The organism is Pseudomonas sp. TE9122 (assembly GCF_056278925.1).
The window spans coordinates 5,434,678-5,450,351 of sequence record NZ_JBWBQI010000001.1 but is presented as its reverse complement, the minus strand read 5'-3'; the positions used below and the strand labels follow the sequence as shown (position 1 = coordinate 5,450,351).

The 15,674-nt window shown below is 59.4% G+C and carries 12 protein-coding genes and 1 pseudogene; 8 read left to right on the top strand and 5 right to left on the bottom strand.

Annotation, left to right across the window (positions count from 1 at the left end; all coding sequences use genetic code 11):
* Positions 1–15 precede the first annotated feature (15 nt).
* Both trkA and ACZ9BE_RS24655 read left to right on the top strand, forming a co-directional pair.
* Positions 16–1,392 (top strand): Trk system potassium transporter TrkA, encoded by a 1,377-nt coding sequence (gene trkA, locus ACZ9BE_RS24660; protein WP_041476512.1) that lies wholly within the window; start codon positions 16–18, stop codon positions 1,390–1,392.
* Positions 1,393–1,541: 149 nt separating this feature from the next.
* Entirely contained in the window at positions 1,542–1,856 is a 315-nt protein-coding gene (locus tag ACZ9BE_RS24655; protein ID WP_041476513.1) for a tetratricopeptide repeat protein, read from the top strand.
* 57 nt (positions 1,857–1,913) lie between these two features.
* Here ACZ9BE_RS24655 and ACZ9BE_RS24650 read toward each other — a convergent pair whose 3' ends face one another.
* Positions 1,914–2,801: a lysophospholipid acyltransferase gene (locus ACZ9BE_RS24650; RefSeq protein WP_476250032.1), complete on the bottom strand. Its 888-nt coding sequence runs from the start codon at positions 2,799–2,801 to the stop codon at positions 1,914–1,916.
* A gap of 41 nt (positions 2,802–2,842) precedes the next feature.
* Complete coding sequence (locus ACZ9BE_RS24645; protein WP_056791133.1) at positions 2,843–3,400, bottom strand: DNA-3-methyladenine glycosylase I; 558 nt, start codon at positions 3,398–3,400, stop codon at positions 2,843–2,845.
* Between the two features lie 81 nt (positions 3,401–3,481).
* Between ACZ9BE_RS24645 and glyQ the strand changes: the two genes are divergently transcribed.
* From glyQ to ACZ9BE_RS24620, 5 genes and pseudogenes are all read left to right on the top strand, one after another.
* Positions 3,482–4,435 (top strand): glycine--tRNA ligase subunit alpha, encoded by a 954-nt coding sequence (glyQ, locus tag ACZ9BE_RS24640; RefSeq protein WP_057023233.1) that lies wholly within the window; start codon positions 3,482–3,484, stop codon positions 4,433–4,435.
* Entirely contained in the window at positions 4,432–6,486 is a 2,055-nt protein-coding gene (glyS, locus tag ACZ9BE_RS24635; protein WP_076564738.1) for a glycine--tRNA ligase subunit beta, read from the top strand. The genes glyQ and glyS overlap by 4 nt, the downstream gene beginning before the upstream one ends.
* 4 nt (positions 6,487–6,490) lie before the next feature.
* Positions 6,491–7,030 (top strand): D-glycero-beta-D-manno-heptose 1,7-bisphosphate 7-phosphatase, encoded by a 540-nt coding sequence (gmhB, locus tag ACZ9BE_RS24630; protein WP_476250031.1) that lies wholly within the window; start codon positions 6,491–6,493, stop codon positions 7,028–7,030.
* Positions 7,031–7,114: 84 nt separating this feature from the next.
* On the top strand, positions 7,115–7,894 hold the full coding sequence (locus tag ACZ9BE_RS24625; protein WP_041476517.1) for a lysophospholipid acyltransferase family protein: 780 nt from the start codon (positions 7,115–7,117) through the stop codon (positions 7,892–7,894).
* A gap of 226 nt (positions 7,895–8,120) precedes the next feature.
* A pseudogene (locus ACZ9BE_RS24620) lies at positions 8,121–9,545 on the top strand (IS1182 family transposase).
* Positions 9,546–9,671: 126 nt separating this feature from the next.
* Here the strand turns inward: ACZ9BE_RS24620 and ACZ9BE_RS24615 are convergent.
* A complete protein-coding gene (locus ACZ9BE_RS24615; RefSeq protein ID WP_476250030.1) occupies positions 9,672–11,207 on the bottom strand; it encodes a sensor histidine kinase in 1,536 nt (511 codons plus the stop codon).
* 164 nt (positions 11,208–11,371) lie between these two features.
* Between ACZ9BE_RS24615 and ACZ9BE_RS24610 the strand changes: the two genes are divergently transcribed.
* A complete protein-coding gene (locus ACZ9BE_RS24610; RefSeq protein ID WP_073470814.1) occupies positions 11,372–12,091 on the top strand; it encodes a response regulator transcription factor in 720 nt (239 codons plus the stop codon).
* A gap of 56 nt (positions 12,092–12,147) precedes the next feature.
* Here the strand turns inward: ACZ9BE_RS24610 and gyrB are convergent, their stop codons facing one another.
* Together gyrB and recF are read right to left on the bottom strand one after the other, a co-directional pair.
* Entirely contained in the window at positions 12,148–14,565 is a 2,418-nt protein-coding gene (gene gyrB, locus ACZ9BE_RS24605; RefSeq protein WP_024014948.1) for a DNA topoisomerase (ATP-hydrolyzing) subunit B, read from the bottom strand.
* Between the two features lie 5 nt (positions 14,566–14,570).
* Positions 14,571–15,674 carry a DNA replication/repair protein RecF gene (recF, locus tag ACZ9BE_RS24600; RefSeq protein ID WP_016772389.1) on the bottom strand — a complete coding sequence of 368 codons (1,104 nt, stop codon included), beginning with the start codon at positions 15,672–15,674 and terminating at the stop codon, positions 14,571–14,573.

The following is a 15,674-nucleotide window of genomic DNA, read 5'->3' as shown; positions in this document are numbered from 1 at the left end:
TCATGGAGTGACTGGATGAAAATCATCATCCTCGGTGCGGGACAGGTCGGCGGTTCGCTGGCCGAACATTTGGCCAGCGAGGCCAACGACATCACTGTGGTCGACACCGATGGCGAGCGCCTGCGCGACCTCGGCGACCGCCTCGACATCCGCACCGTGCAGGGCCGGGGCTCGCTGCCGTCGGTGCTGCGTCAGGCCGGTGCCGACGACGCTGACATGCTGGTAGCGGTGACCAACAGCGACGAAACCAACATGGTTGCCTGCCAGGTCGCCCACACGCTGTTCCACACGCCGACCAAGATCGCTCGCGTGCGCGAAGCGTCGTACCTCAATCGCGAGGAGCAGTTGTTCCAGAACGAAGCGATTCCGGTCGACGTGCTGATCAGCCCCGAGCAGGTCGTGACCAACTACATCAAGCGCCTGATCCAGCATCCCGGCGCCTTGCAGGTGATCGACTTCGCCGAAGGCGCGGCGCAACTGGTGGCGGTGCGCGCCTATTACGGCGGGCCGCTGGTCGGCCAGCAACTGCGCCAGTTGCGCGAGCACATGCCGAATGTCGAAACCCGCGTGGCGGCGATCTTCCGCCGTGATCGGCCGATCCTGCCCCAGGGCGACACGGTGATCGAGGCCGATGACGAGGTGTTCTTCATCGCTGCCCGTGAGGACATTCGCGCAGTGATGAGCGAAATGCGTCGCCTCGACGAAACCTACAAACGCATCGTTATCGCCGGTGGAGGGCAGATCGGCGAGCGCTTGGCCGAAGCCATCGAAAGCCGCTATCAGGTGAAGATCATCGAGATGAGCCCGGCGCGCTGCCGCTACCTCTCCGACACCCTCGACAGCACCGTGGTGTTGCAGGGCAGTGCGTCGGATCGCGATCTGCTGCTGGAAGAGAACATCGCCGACGCCGATATCTTCCTCGCCCTGACCAACGATGACGAAGCCAACATCATGTCGTCGCTGCTGGCCAAACGGCTGGGGGCGAAAAAGGTCATGACGATCATCAACAACCCGGCCTACGTCGACCTGATCCAGGGCGGCGACATCGATATCGCCATCAGCCCGCAACTGGCGACCATCGGCACCTTGCTCGCCCACGTGCGCCGTGGCGATATCGTCAGCGTGCACTCACTGCGGCGCGGCGCGGCGGAAGCGATCGAGGCGATTGCCCACGGTGATGCGAAATCCAGCAAGGTGATCGGCAAGCCAATCGAGAAGATCGGCCTGCCGCCGGGCACCACCATCGGCGCGGTGATCCGCAACGAGAACGTGATCATCGCCCACGACGACACGGTGATCGAAGCGGGTGACCATGTGATTCTGTTCCTTGTGGATAAAAAGCATATTCGCGATGTGGAGAAGCTGTTTCATGTGGGATTGAGCTTTTTCTGACCTGAAGACAACGTTGCCCGTGATGGCCCCTTCGCGAGCAGGCTCGCTCCCACAGTGGAATGCATTCCAAATGTGGGAGCGAGCCTGCTCGCGAAAGCGGTTTGACAGACTCGCAGGTTCTCTGACGAACAATAGAAAGGAATCCGCCAATGCTCGAATCCCTCGAAAAAATGCTCGCCAAGGGTGTGGATAACGCTCTGCTGCGCTTCGGTCTGGGCAAGGGTTATCTGGACTTGGGTGAAAACGCCAAGGCTGCCGAGCATTTTCAGCGTTGTGTCGCTTTCGATCCGAAATACTCGGCAGCGTGGAAGCTGCTGGGCAAGGCGCAGCTGGCGCTAGGCGATCACGCCGCTGCGCGTCAGGCCTGGGAACAGGGCCTGGAAGCGGCCCGCGCCCACGGTGACAAACAGGCCGAGAAGGAGATGACGGTATTCCTGAAAAAGCTCGAGCGGCAGGCGCCTTGAGCTACCGATTGAGCAAGGCGAGCCCGTCTGCATCAACCGTCACCCCATCGAAGTTGCTCAGTACCAGCGCGCCTCGCCCGGCGGACGCTTCTTGAAGCGTTTCATGCTCCACATGTACTGGCTCGGATACGCCGAGACGTAACGCTCGACCACTTTGCTCATGGCTGCGCAGGACTCTGCGGTATCGGTGCTGTACATCGCTTCTGGCGCGGCTTCGAGAATCACTTTGTAGCCCGAGCCGTCAGGCAGGCGCAGGGCGTGCAGGAACACACCGACCGCTTTGCCGCCGGCCAACATGTTCGGCACGAATTTGCTGGTCAGTGCCTGGGTGGCGAAAAACGGTACGAAAATCCCGGCGGATTCGGCTGGTTCCGGGTCGGCGGGAATGCCCACGGCACCACCCTTACGCACTTCCTTGATGACGCTGAGAATGCCTTCCTTGGTCGACGCCGCGACCTTGTTGCCCAGTTGCACGCGCTGTTTGCGCAGCAATTCATCCACTGCCTTGAGCTTCGGCGGACGGTAGAAAATGATCGGTTTGCACTGGCTGCAATAGAAGTGGTTGAGCACTTCCCAGTTGCCGAGGTGGCTGGTGATGCCGACCACGCCTTTGCCCGAAGCGAGCGCATCCTTGAGCACATCGAGGCCTTCAACTTCGCGAACCAGATCGATCGAGCGCTGCGCCGGCCAGATCCACGCGCAGGCGCTTTCGGTCAGCGACTTGCCGATGTCTTTCAGGCTCTGCCCGACCAGACGCTCACGTTCGGCCGCATCCATCTGCGGAAAACACTTGGACAGGTTGATCCGCACCACGTCGCGGGAACGATTGGGGGTTTTCCACATGATCCAGCCGATCGCCGAACCCATGGCCTGCACGGCTCGCCATGGCAGCAGGGCAAACAGCCGCAGAGCGCCTACCAGCAAGGCGCCTTTAAACTTTTCCACAGGTCACTCCTGATCTTTGTGCTGTGCGCGAGGCGGGCATTCTAACCGGCGTTGGCAAGCTGCGCGTAGCGGTCGCAATCCTGGGTGTGGTCCATGACCATGCCCGAGGCCTGCATCAGCGCGTAGCAAATGGTCGGACCGACGAAGGTGAAGCCGGCTTTTTTCAGCGCCTTGCTCATCGCCAGCGCTTCCGGGGTGATCGCCGGGACTTCGCTGCGATCCTTGAAATGATTGATGATCGGTTGGTCGCCTACGAATGACCAGAGCAACGCCACCGGATCCTCCAGCGCCAGCCACGCCTGGGCATTGCGCCGCGCAGCGTTGAGTTTCAGGCGATTGCGGATGATGCCCGGGTCGAGCATCAGTTCGTCGATCTCGGCGTCACTCATCTGCGCCACGCGCTGCACATCGAAGCCGAACAGCACCTGACGGTAACGCTCGCGTTTGCGCAGCACAGTGATCCACGACAACCCGGCCTGGAACCCTTCGAGCAAAAGCAACTCGAACAAACCCTGCGCATCGCGCAGCGGCGTGCCCCACTCCTGATCGTGATAAGCCATGTACAGCGGATCTTCGGTACACCAAAAGCAGCGTGGCATAAGGCTCCAGGGGGCGTGCGCAGCAACGAATCGGGTATACTCCCGCTCTTTAAATCGCAGCCCAAGAAACAGGTGAATTTCGTGAGCCAGCCTACGCCAGCCGTGCGTACCTTCCAAGACTTGATCCTCGCGCTCCAGCAATACTGGGCCGAGCAAGGTTGTGTGGTACTTCAGCCCTACGATATGGAAGTAGGCGCCGGCACTTTCCACACCGCGACCTTCCTGCGCGCCATCGGCCCGGAAACCTGGAACGCCGCGTACGTGCAGCCAAGCCGCCGTCCGACTGACGGCCGTTACGGCGAAAACCCGAACCGTCTGCAGCACTACTACCAGTTCCAGGTAGTCCTGAAGCCGAACCCGGACAACTTCCAGGAACTGTACCTGGGCTCGCTCAAGCATGTCGGCCTCGACCCGCTGGTGCACGACATCCGCTTCGTCGAAGACAACTGGGAATCGCCGACCCTCGGCGCCTGGGGTCTGGGCTGGGAAGTCTGGCTCAATGGCATGGAAGTCACCCAGTTCACCTACTTCCAGCAAGCGGGCGGCATCGAGTGCTACCCGGTGACCGGCGAGATCACCTACGGTCTCGAGCGTCTGGCGATGTACCTGCAAGGCGTCGATTCGGTCTACGACCTGGTCTGGGCTGACGGCCCGTTCGGCAAAGTCACCTATGGCGATGTGTTCCACCAGAACGAAGTGGAGCAGTCCACCTACAACTTCGAACACGCCAACGTCGACAAACTGTTCGAGCTGTTCGACTTCTATGAAAGCGAAGCCAAGCGCCTGATCGAACTCGAACAGCCGCTGCCGTTGCCGAGCTACGAAATGGTGCTGAAGGCGTCGCACACCTTCAACCTGCTGGATGCGCGCCGGGCGATCTCGGTGACCGCGCGTCAGCAATACATTCTGCGCGTACGCACCCTGGCGCGTTCCGTTGCGCAAGCCTACCTGCTGGCCCGCGCCAAGCTGGGCTTCCCAATGGCGACCCCGGACCTGCGTGACGAAGTACTGGCCAAGCTGGAGGCTGCACAATGAGTGCGCAAGATTTTCTGGTTGAACTGGGCACCGAAGAACTGCCACCCAAAGCCCTGAACACTTTGGCTGATGCGTTCCTCGCCGGTATCGACAAGGGCCTGCAAGCCGCCGGCCTGAGCTACGAAAGCAAAACCGTTTATGCCGCGCCACGTCGTCTGGCCGTGCTGATCACTGCGCTGGCCACTCAGCAGCCGGATCGCAGCATCAACCTCGATGGCCCGCCACGTCAGGCCGCGTTCGACGCTGATGGCAATCCGACTCAGGCCGCCCTCGGCTTCGCCAAGAAGTGCGGCGTCGAGCTGAGCGAAATCGACCAGAGCGGTCCGAAACTGCGCTACAGCCAGAACATCGCCGGCAAGCCGACTGCGAGCCTGCTGCCGACCATCGTCGAAGATTCGCTGAACGACCTGCCGATTCCGAAACGCATGCGTTGGGGTGCGCGCAAGGAAGAATTCGTGCGTCCGACGCAGTGGCTGGTGATGCTGCTCGGTGATCAGGTCATCGATTGCACGATCCTCGCGCAGAAGGCTGGCCGTGATTCCCGTGGTCACCGTTTCCATCATCCGGAGAGCGTGCGCATCGGTTCGCCGTCGAGCTACCTCGCCGACCTGCGTGCCGCTTACGTATTGGCCGATGCCAACGAGCGTCGCGAGATCATCAGCAAGCGCACCGAAGAGCTGGCCACCCGTCAGGAAGGCACGGCAATCGTTCCGCCGGCACTGCTCGACGAAGTGACTGCGCTGGTGGAATGGCCGGTGCCGCTGGTGTGCTCGTTCGAGGAACGCTTCCTCGACGTACCGCAAGAAGCGCTGATCACCACCATGCAGGACAACCAGAAGTATTTCTGCCTGCTGGATGCCGACGGCAAGTTGCTGCCACGTTTCATTACCGTGGCCAACATCGAAAGCAAAGACCCGCAGCAGATCATCGCCGGTAACGAGAAAGTGGTTCGCCCACGCCTGACCGACGCCGAGTTCTTCTTCAAGCAGGACAAGAAGCAGAAACTCGAAGACTTCAACCTGCGCCTGCAAAACGTGGTGTTCCAGGAAAAACTCGGCAGCGTCTACGACAAGGCCGAGCGCGTTTCCAAACTGGCCGCGTACATCGCCGCACGTATCGGCGGCAACGCCTCGTGGGCTGCCCGCGCGGGCCTGCTGTCGAAGTGCGACCTGGCCACCGAAATGGTTGGCGAGTTCCCGGAGATGCAAGGTGTCGCCGGTTACTACTACGCCCTCAATGACGGCGAGCCGCAGGACGTCGCGCTGGCGCTGAACGAGCAGTACATGCCACGCGGTGCCGGTGCCGAATTGCCAGCGACCCTGACCGGTGCAGCTGTCGCCATCGCCGACAAGCTCGACACTCTGGTCGGCATCTTCGGTATCGGCATGCTGCCAACCGGCAGCAAAGACCCTTATGCCCTGCGCCGTGCGGCACTGGGCGTGCTGCGTATCCTGATCGAGAAACAACTGGATCTGGATCTGAACGACGCCGTGGCTTTCGCGGTGAATGCCTTCGGCGGCAAGGTCAAGGCGGCCGGTCTCAACGAAGCCGTGCTGGAATTCATCTTCGACCGCCTGCGTGCGCGTTATGAAGACGAAGGCGTCGACGTCGCCACCTACCTGTCGGTACGTGCATTGAAGCCGGGTTCGGCGCTGGACTTCGACCAGCGTGTGCAAGCGGTTCAGGCCTTCCGCAAACTGCCGGAAGCGGCAGCGCTGGCCGCGGTGAACAAGCGCGTGTCGAACCTGTTGAGCAAAGTCGAAGGCTCGGTACCGACCGTGGTCGAGGCCAAGTATTTCGACAACGCCAACGAGTTCTCGCTGTATTCGGCAATCCAGCAAGCGGATCAAGCGGTGCAGCCAATGGCCGCGGCGCGTCAGTACAACGAATCGCTGGCACGCCTGGCGGCACTTCGCGAGCCGGTCGACGCGTTCTTCGACGCGGTGATGGTCAATGCCGACGATGCCAATGTGCGGGCCAACCGTTACGCGCTGCTGGCGCGTCTGCGTGGCCTGTTCCTCGGTGTTGCCGACATTTCGCTGCTGGGTTGAGGGATTGCTGTTGAAACTGCTGATTCTCGATCGTGACGGCGTGATCAATTACGACTCCGATGCCTACATCAAGTCGGTGGAGGAGTGGATTCCGCTGCCCGGCTCGATCGAAGCGATTGCGCAGTTGAGCAAGGCCGGCTGGACGGTGGCGGTGGCCACCAACCAGTCGGGCATTGCTCGCGGCTATTACGACCTCGCCACCCTCGAGGCCATGCACGCGCGCCTGCGCGAGCTGGTCGCGAAGCAGGGCGGCGAGGTCGGCTTGATCGTGTATTGCCCGCATGGCCCGGACGAAGGTTGCGATTGCCGCAAACCGAAACCGGGAATGTTGAAAACCATTGCCGAGCATTACATGGTGCCGTTGACCAATGTCTGGTTCGTCGGCGACAGCCTTGGTGACCTGGAGGCCGCCAAAGCCGTCGATTCACAGCCAGTTTTGGTGAAGACCGGGAAAGGCGAAAAGACTCAGGGTAAAACCCTGCCGGTTGGCACCCTGATTTTTGACGATCTGGCGGCGATTGCCGCAGAACTTATCCACAACTAGGGTACTTCTGAATTTCCTGGCCAGGGATTGCTCGGGAGTGCGCTTGAACAGTCGGGGCATTGCCCCGTAACGGTAACCGTCGCCATGTCGATACTGCGGGCCTTCAGAATCTTTGTTTTTTATCTGCTGCTGGGCACAACAGCGTTGCTGTGGTGCAGTCTGAGCTTTTTCATCGCGCCGTTTCTGTCCTTCAAGGCGCGCTATCGTTTCATCAACGTGTACTGGTGCCGTTGCGCCCTGTGGCTGACCAAGGTGTTCCTTGGCATCCGCTACGAAATCAAAGGCGCGGAAAACGTGCCGGACCGGCCCTGCGTGATTCAATCGAACCACCAGAGCACATGGGAGACGTTCTTTCTCTCCGCTTATTTCTCGCCATTGAGCCAAGTGCTCAAGCGCGAATTGCTTTACGTGCCGTTCTTCGGCTGGGCCATGGCCATGTTGCGCCCGATCGCCATCGACCGCGACAACCCGAAGGCCGCGCTCAAACAAGTCGCGGCTAAAGGCGACGAGCTGCTCAAGGACAACGTCTGGGTGCTGATCTTTCCCGAAGGCACACGAGTCCCCTACGGCACTGTCGGAAAATTCTCTCGCAGTGGCAGTGCATTGGCGGTGAATGCGGCGCTTCCGGTGCTGCCGATTGCACACAATGCCGGCAAATTCTGGCCAAAAATCGGCTGGGGCAAACAGGCCGGAGTGATCACCGTGGTCATCGGCGAACCGATGTATGCCGAAGGCAGTGGGCCTCGCGCCATCGCTGATCTGAATGACCGTGTGCAGGCGTGGAACGAGAAGACCCAGCGTGAAATGGGTTCGCTGCCACCGGCGCCACAGGCACCGGCCGCGAGTGACCAGCTGGCTGTCTGAATTTTGTGGATAACCTGTGTACGCTTTTGCTAAAAAAGACCGCAATTGTTCTCTAACTTATTGATTTTCATAGATATTTATAAATTTATGAATTGAACAAAATCCGTGCATAAGTTTTATTCGGATGTAAAAAAACCGGCCGTTATCAGACTGTGTGAAAACCTAGCAATCTGCGCAGCGCTCGAAGAAAATGCTCCGTATCGAAAGATACGGAGCATTTTTCGTTATGGCCTACATCCAGGGACAGTCCCGCAGCCAGACCAGCCTGTTTCCGGTCTCGCTGGAAGAGTTGATCCCCGAGGATCACCTCGTTCGCGTTATCGATCTTTACGTCGCCAAGCTGGATCTGGCTCGACTGGGCTTTGATAAAGCACTTCCCAAAAGCACCGGCCGTCCCTCTTACGATCCAGCGGATCAGCTCAAACTCTACCTCTACGGTTATTTCCAGCGGATTCGCTCATCACGACGGCTCGAAGCCGAGTGCCAGCGCAACGTCGAAGTGATGTGGCTGATCAATCGACTCAAGCCTGATTTCAAGACCATCGCCGATTTCCGTAAAGACAACAAAGCCGCTTTTATCGCGACGTGCCGGGCCTTTGTGCAGTTTTGCCGCACAGCGGGGCTGATAACCGGCGAGTTGGTGGCCATTGATGGCAGCAAATTTCAGGCGGTCGCCTCTTCACGGCGTCATATGAATTTGAAGCGGCTCCAACATCAAGAGCAGAAGCTGGAGAAGCGCATCGCCCACTATTTGGCAGAGCTGGACGAGGCAGATAAAACCGAAGCCGGCGAGAAGATTGACCGCAATGCAATCAAGGCGACTTTGGCGCAACTTGAAGTCAGGCATTCCAACAACTTGACGTGCTAGGCGCTGATGAAATCCATGGAGCTTGAGCAATTCAATACCCACGAAAGCGATGCGCGAATGCTGCGAACGCACAAAGGGCCTCGGGTCGGGTACAACGTGCAGACAGCCGTGGACGCTGAAAACTGCATGATCGTGCATCATGAAGTGACTCAGGACAGCGATGATCGCAAGCAACTTGAACCGATGGCCAAGGCCGCCAAGGAACAACTTTCGCAGGATGAACTGACGGTCACCGCGGATGCGGGCTATTCCAATGGCAAGCAGTTCCAGGCATGTGAGGATGAGAACATCACGGCTTATGTGCCTGTGGCGCGATCACTCAACTCCTGCGGCAAGGAACAGATATTTTTCGATCGAACAGCATTTGCCTACGATGCGTCGCAAGATCGATATCAATGCCCTGCTGGAAAATGGCTGATCTTTAAGCAGATCAGCAATAAAGGCCGGATCTACCAAGCGAAGGTCAGCGACTGCGCAAGCTGCACGATTAAAGCGAAGTGCACCGACGCCAAACGCCGATACATCTCGCGCCATCTGCACGAACAGGCTTTCGAGCGAATGGAGCAGCGAATGCAGGCGCATCCCGAAATGATGGTCAGCCGACGATCCATCGTCGAACATCCCTTCGGCAACCTTAAACAGTGGTTATTTGGTAACGCTCGATTCTTGCTGCGACAGCTTGAAGGTGCGAGAGCTGAAATGGCCTTGGCGGTGAACGCCTACAACCTGAAAAGAGCAATTAACGTGTTGGGCGTGCGCCAGATGATGGCGCTGATGGGCTGAAACGCCTTTTTTCGTCTGCTGTGAGCACAAAAGCAAACGCCCCGAACAAGTCGGGGCGTTTGCTGGAACCACCATCAGTGCGTTTTCACACAGCCTGTATATAGCCGGTTTTTTTGCGCCCCTTTTTCATTCAGCAAGCAGCGGCAACTCGATAAGGAAAGTGGTTCCCGCATCGACCACGCTACGACACTCAATCGTACCGCCATGATGATCAATCACGGCTTTGACCATCGACAAACCCAAGCCTACGCCGTCGATGCCCTGAGCCGAAGAGAAACGCCGATACTGGCTGAACAGGTCAGGCAATTCATCGGCGGCAATGCCCTTGCCCTGATCGGTCAATTCGCAGCGCAGCCACTGTCCATCACAGCTGACCTTCAGTTGCACAGTGCTGTCTGCGGGGCTGTACTTGATCGCGTTTTCCAGCAGGTTGAACAGGGCGCGCGTCAGCAATCCCTGATCGGCCAGAATCAGCCGCTCCTGGCATTGCTCATCGACCTCGTTGAGCAGCTCGATGCGTTTCTGCTGGGCGATCGGCAACGCCTGATCGAGCACGTCCAGTACCAGCATGGCGAACAATGTCGGGCGGAACTGGTAGGTTTCGGATTCAGCGCGCGCCAACAAGACAAAACCATCAGTCAGATCCAGCGCGCGGCGCACCTGACGCTCAATCTGCTCGAACAGCGGCGCATCAGCACCCGCCTGATGACGATGCACATCCAGCAGGGCGAGGATCGCCGAATGGGGGGCGCGCAGGTCGTGGGAAAGAAAACGCAGCAGGACGCCGCGCTGCTCCTCAGCCGCACGCTCGGCACTCAAGTCCGTCAGGCTGAGCAGCCAACCGATCGGCGTATCGCCGTCGACCGGCAGCAGCGCCGCTCTTTCCAGGCGCAGACTGCGCTCCTTGTGATCGCGAAATTCCAGCAGCGGCAGGGTGGCCAGCGGAGGTCGCGGCGCTGTGGATAATTCCGGATAGCCGAGCCGTGCCAGTTGCTCGAGTACGTCATCGCCCACCAGCGGATCCTCGAACAACTCGCGCGCCTTGCGATTGCCCAGCAGGATCTTGCCCAGCGGATCACTGATCAGCGTCGCCACCGGCAGGTATTCCAGGCCATCGGCAATGAACCGCCGGGTATCGCGGGTGCGGCTCATGGCTTGTTCGAGCGCCATGATCTGGCCCTGCAAACGGTCGGCACCGGTGAAGCGGGTCCGGCGGCGTTCAGGAAAGACTTTCGGTTCGCTGTCCAGACGTGCCAGCTCCCAGCCGAAGTAGGTCAGCACCACGCTCAGGCGTCGCCAGTTCCAGATCAGGTAACCGAACAACATCCCCAAGGCTGCTGGCGTTGGCGACCACCAGTAGCGGACTTCGGCCAGCAGGGCGCTGGCGATCAGCGCACAGGCCATACCGACCAAGGTTACCCACAGCGCCCAACGCGGCCGCCACAGCAATAATCCCAGCACACCCGCGACCATCGCCACGGACAACAGCGCGCCGGGCGCTGGCGACGGATTGTGCAGATTGATCTGGGCGCGATAAGACAACAAGGCAGTCAGCGGCAACAGCACTAGACTTATCCACAACCACTCGCGCACCAGCCGCCGGAACAGACGCTGGACCTGGCTCGGCTCACGACTTTCACGTCGGCGTTGAGGGCTACGCATGAGGCAAAGGGCAGGGCAGTGGATAGGGTTTCATAGGTCTCGGGTCGGAGGCGTAGACCCGAAGAATCATAGCGGACGTCGACCACCGACGGGCTGCTTCTTTCATCGCGGCCGGGGAGTCGCTATTGTCGACATCCCAGCCCCAGCGACAAGGAACACCGCCGATGCGCGTTGCCATTCTGGACGATGAACCCGCCGAACTGCGCCGGGTCGAGCAAACCCTGGAGCAAATGGCCGAAGCTGGCGAACAGCCGTGGTCACTGCACAGCTTCGAGCGCGGCGAAGACTTGTTGCGCCAGCTGCGCCGGGAAACCTTCGACCTGTTGATTCTCGATTGGCAACTTCCTGATCTCACGGGTCTGGCACTGCTGCGCTGGACCCGCGAACACATGGACGCGCCACCCGCTGCAATCATGCTCACCAGCCGCGATGGCGAGAGCGATATCGTTCAAGCCTTGAATGCCGGGGCTGACGATTATGTCAGTAAGCCGTTTCGCCCCAATGAGTTGAAGGCGAGGGTGGCTGCGGTATTGCGTCGGCATAGCCAACCGCGCAGCGCGGCGGGCGAAATACAGACGTTTCACGATCTGACTTTCGACGACGCCGAACTGACCGTCACCCGTGAAGGCAAACCGATCCTCATGACCGAACGCGAATACCGCTTGGCGCGCTGCCTGTTCAGTAACCTGGGGCGGCCATTGTCGCGGGATTACCTGTACGAGCGCTTCTGGCCGAACGAGGAGACAACTTCTTCGCGGCCACTGGATACGCATATCTACCGATTACGCAACAAGCTCGGGCTGACAGCGGATCGGGGTTGGCAGTTGCTGACAATTTATGGGTATGGGTATCGGTTGGAGAGTGTCGGCACTGGGAATGAGTGAGGCAAAAAAAACCCCGGCATTGGCCGGGGTTTTTCATGAGCGGGTAGCAAACAGGATCAGAAGTCCAGGTTGGAAACCGCCAGTGCGTTGCTCTCGATGAAGTCTCGGCGAGGTTCGACCGCATCACCCATCAGGGTGTTGAAGATCTGGTCTGCACCGATGGCGTCTTCGATGGTGACTTTCAGCATGCGGCGCACGCTTGGGTCCATGGTGGTTTCCCACAGCTGATCCGGGTTCATTTCGCCCAGACCTTTGTAGCGCTGGATGGTGTGGCGCTTGGTGCTTTCGGCCATCAGCCAGTCGAGGGCTTCCTTGAACTCGGTAACGGCTTTCTTGCGTTCGCCACGCTGGATGTACGCGCCTTCATCGAGCAGGGTGCTCAGTTGCGCGCCCAGGGTGACAACGGTTTTGTAGTCGTTGCTGCCGAAGAAGTCGCGGTTGAAGGTGACGTAGTTCGACAGGCCGTGGGAGATCAGTTCGACCTCTGGCAGCCAGACGCCACGTTCGCGATCTTCACGCAGGCTGGCCTTGTAGACCAGGCCGGACTTCTCGTTGGTGCGCAGGCGAACTTCGTACTGGGCCAGCCACTCTTGCATCGCTGCGTGGTCGCCCAGGGTTTCCAGACTGACGGCCGGCAGATAGATGAAGTGCTCGGTCAGCTCCTGAGGGTACAGACGCGACAGACGCTTGAGGGTCTTCATGACCATGCGGAAGTCGTTCACCAGACGTTCCAGCGCTTCACCGGAAATGCCCGGGGCTTCTTCGTTCAGGTGCAGGCTTGCATCTTCCAGGGCCGACTGCGTCATGTACTCTTCCATGGCGTCGTCGTCTTTGATGTATTGCTCTTGTTTGCCTTTCTTGACCTTGTACAGCGGTGGCTGGGCGATGTAGATGTAGCCACGCTCGATCAGCTCCGGCAGCTGACGGAAGAAGAAGGTCAGCAGCAGGGTACGGATGTGCGAACCGTCGACGTCAGCATCGGTCATGATGATGATGTTGTGATAGCGCAACTTGTCGATGTTGTACTCTTCACGACCGATGCCGCAGCCCAGCGCGGTGATCAGCGTGCCCACTTCCTGGGACGAGATCATCTTGTCGAAACGCGCTTTCTCGACGTTGAGGATCTTGCCCTTCAACGGCAGGATCGCCTGGGTCTTGCGGTTACGTCCCTGCTTGGCAGAACCGCCCGCGGAGTCACCCTCCACCAGGTACAGTTCGGACAGCGCCGGGTCTTTTTCCTGGCAGTCGGCGAGCTTGCCCGGCAGGCCGGCGATGTCCAGCGCGCCTTTGCGGCGGGTCATCTCACGGGCCTTGCGCGCAGCTTCACGGGCACGGGCGGCGTCGATCATCTTGCCGACTACCAGCTTGGCTTCGTTCGGGTTCTCCAGAAGGAAGTCGGAGAAGTATTTGCCCATCTCCTGTTCCACTGCAGTCTTCACTTCGGAAGACACCAGCTTGTCTTTGGTCTGCGAGCTGAACTTCGGATCCGGCACTTTCACCGAGATGATCGCGGTCAGGCCTTCACGGGCATCGTCGCCGGTGGTGGCGACTTTGTGCTTCTTCGCCAGACCTTCCTGCTCGATGTAGTTGTTCAGGTTACGCGTCAGTGCCGAGCGGAAGCCCACCAGGTGAGTGCCGCCGTCGCGCTGCGGAATGTTGTTGGTGAAGCACAACAGGTTCTCGTTGAAGCTGTCGTTCCACTGCAGGGCGATTTCCACGCCGATGCCGTCTTCACGCTGGATGTTGAAGTGGAACACCTGATTGACCGCAGTCTTGTTGGTGTTCAGGTATTCAACGAACGCACGCAGGCCGCCTTCGTACTTGAACAGCTCTTCCTTGCCGCTGCGCTCGTCCTTGAGGACGATGCCGACACCGGAGTTGAGGAAGGACAGTTCACGAATGCGCTTGGCGAGGATGTCCCAGCTGAAGTGAATGTTCTTGAAGGTTTCGCTGGAAGCCTTGAAGTGGATCTGGGTACCGGTGGTTTCGCTGTCGCCAACGATGGCCATCGGTGCCTGAGGCACGCCGTGGACGTAGGTCTGTTCCCAGATCTTGCCACTGCGGCGAACGGTCAGGACCAGTTCTTCGGACAGCGCGTTCACCACCGACACACCTACGCCGTGCAGACCGCCGGATACTTTGTAGGAGTTGTCGTCGAACTTACCGCCAGCGTGGAGGACGGTCATGATGACCTCGGCGGCGGAAACGCCTTCCTCTTTATGCACGTCTACCGGGATGCCACGACCGTTGTCTTTAACGGTGATGGATTCGTCCGGGTGAATGATGATGCTGATGTCGTCGCAATGGCCGGCGAGGGCTTCGTCGATCGAGTTGTCGACCACCTCGAACACCATGTGGTGCAGACCGCTGCCATCGTCGGTGTCACCAATGTACATACCGGGACGTTTGCGTACGGCATCCAGGCCTTTCAGCACTTTAATGCTCGTTGAGTCGTACGTATTTTCTTCGCTCAATGCCTTCACTCCCGATGGTCGTGGGTCTGGGTGATACGGCCCTGTTCCACGTGGAACAAAGCGACTGGCGTTTCCGTCTGCCAGCCTTCCCTCAGTAATTCGTGATCTACACAGGTGATAAACACCTGGCAGCGTAAGTCTTCCAGCAAGCGGCATAGCGCGCGACGGTGGCTCTCGTCCAGCTCGGACGGCAAGTCATCCACCAGATAAATACACTGTCCGCGACGGGCCTGGCTGACCAGGTGCCCTTGGGCAATCCGCAGTGCACACACCACTAACTTCTGCTGACCCCGGGACAAAATGTCCGCGGCATTGTGTGCGCCCAATCTGAGACGCAAATCAGCTCGTTGCGGTCCGGCCTGGGTGTGCCCCATCTGCTGGTCCCGTTGCACGGAACCGGCGAGTACGGCGCTCAATTCGCGGTCCTTGTCCCAGCCTCGGTAATAGCTGAGCGTCAAACCCTCGAGCTCAACCAGTTCGCTCAAGGTCTGTTCGAAGACCGGTTTCAAGGCTGTGATGTAAGCGCGGCGGTATTCATCGATTTCAGCGCTGGCCTGGCACAGTTCCCTGTCCCAAACCGCTTGCGAAACGGCGTCAAGTGTACCATGCCGCAGCCAGGAGTTTCTCTGGCGCAGCGCCTTCTGCAAACGCTGCCAAGTGGCCATGAAACGCGGTTCGACGTGGAACACGCCCCAGTCGAGAAACTGCCGGCGAATCTTCGGCGCGCCTTCCAGCAGACGGAAGCTGTCCGGGTTGATCAACTGCAGCGGCAGGATCTCCGCCAGCTGCGCAGCGCTACGGGCGTTCTGGCCATCGATGCGAATCTGGAACTCGCCCTGACGGTCGCGGGAAATCCCCAGCGCACTGTGTCCGCCTTCAGCCAGCTCAACCTGACCGAATACGGTACAGGCGAGCTGTTCGTACTGAATGACGGGCAACAGCCGCGTGCTGCGAAACGAACGGGCAAGCCCCAGCAGATGAATGGCTTCCAGAACACTGGTTTTGCCGCTGCCGTTGGCGCCGTAAAGAATGTTGATGCGGGGGGAGGGGGAGAAGGTCACCGGGTGCAGATTGCGCACCGCGGTGACCGAAACACGACTTAACGACAT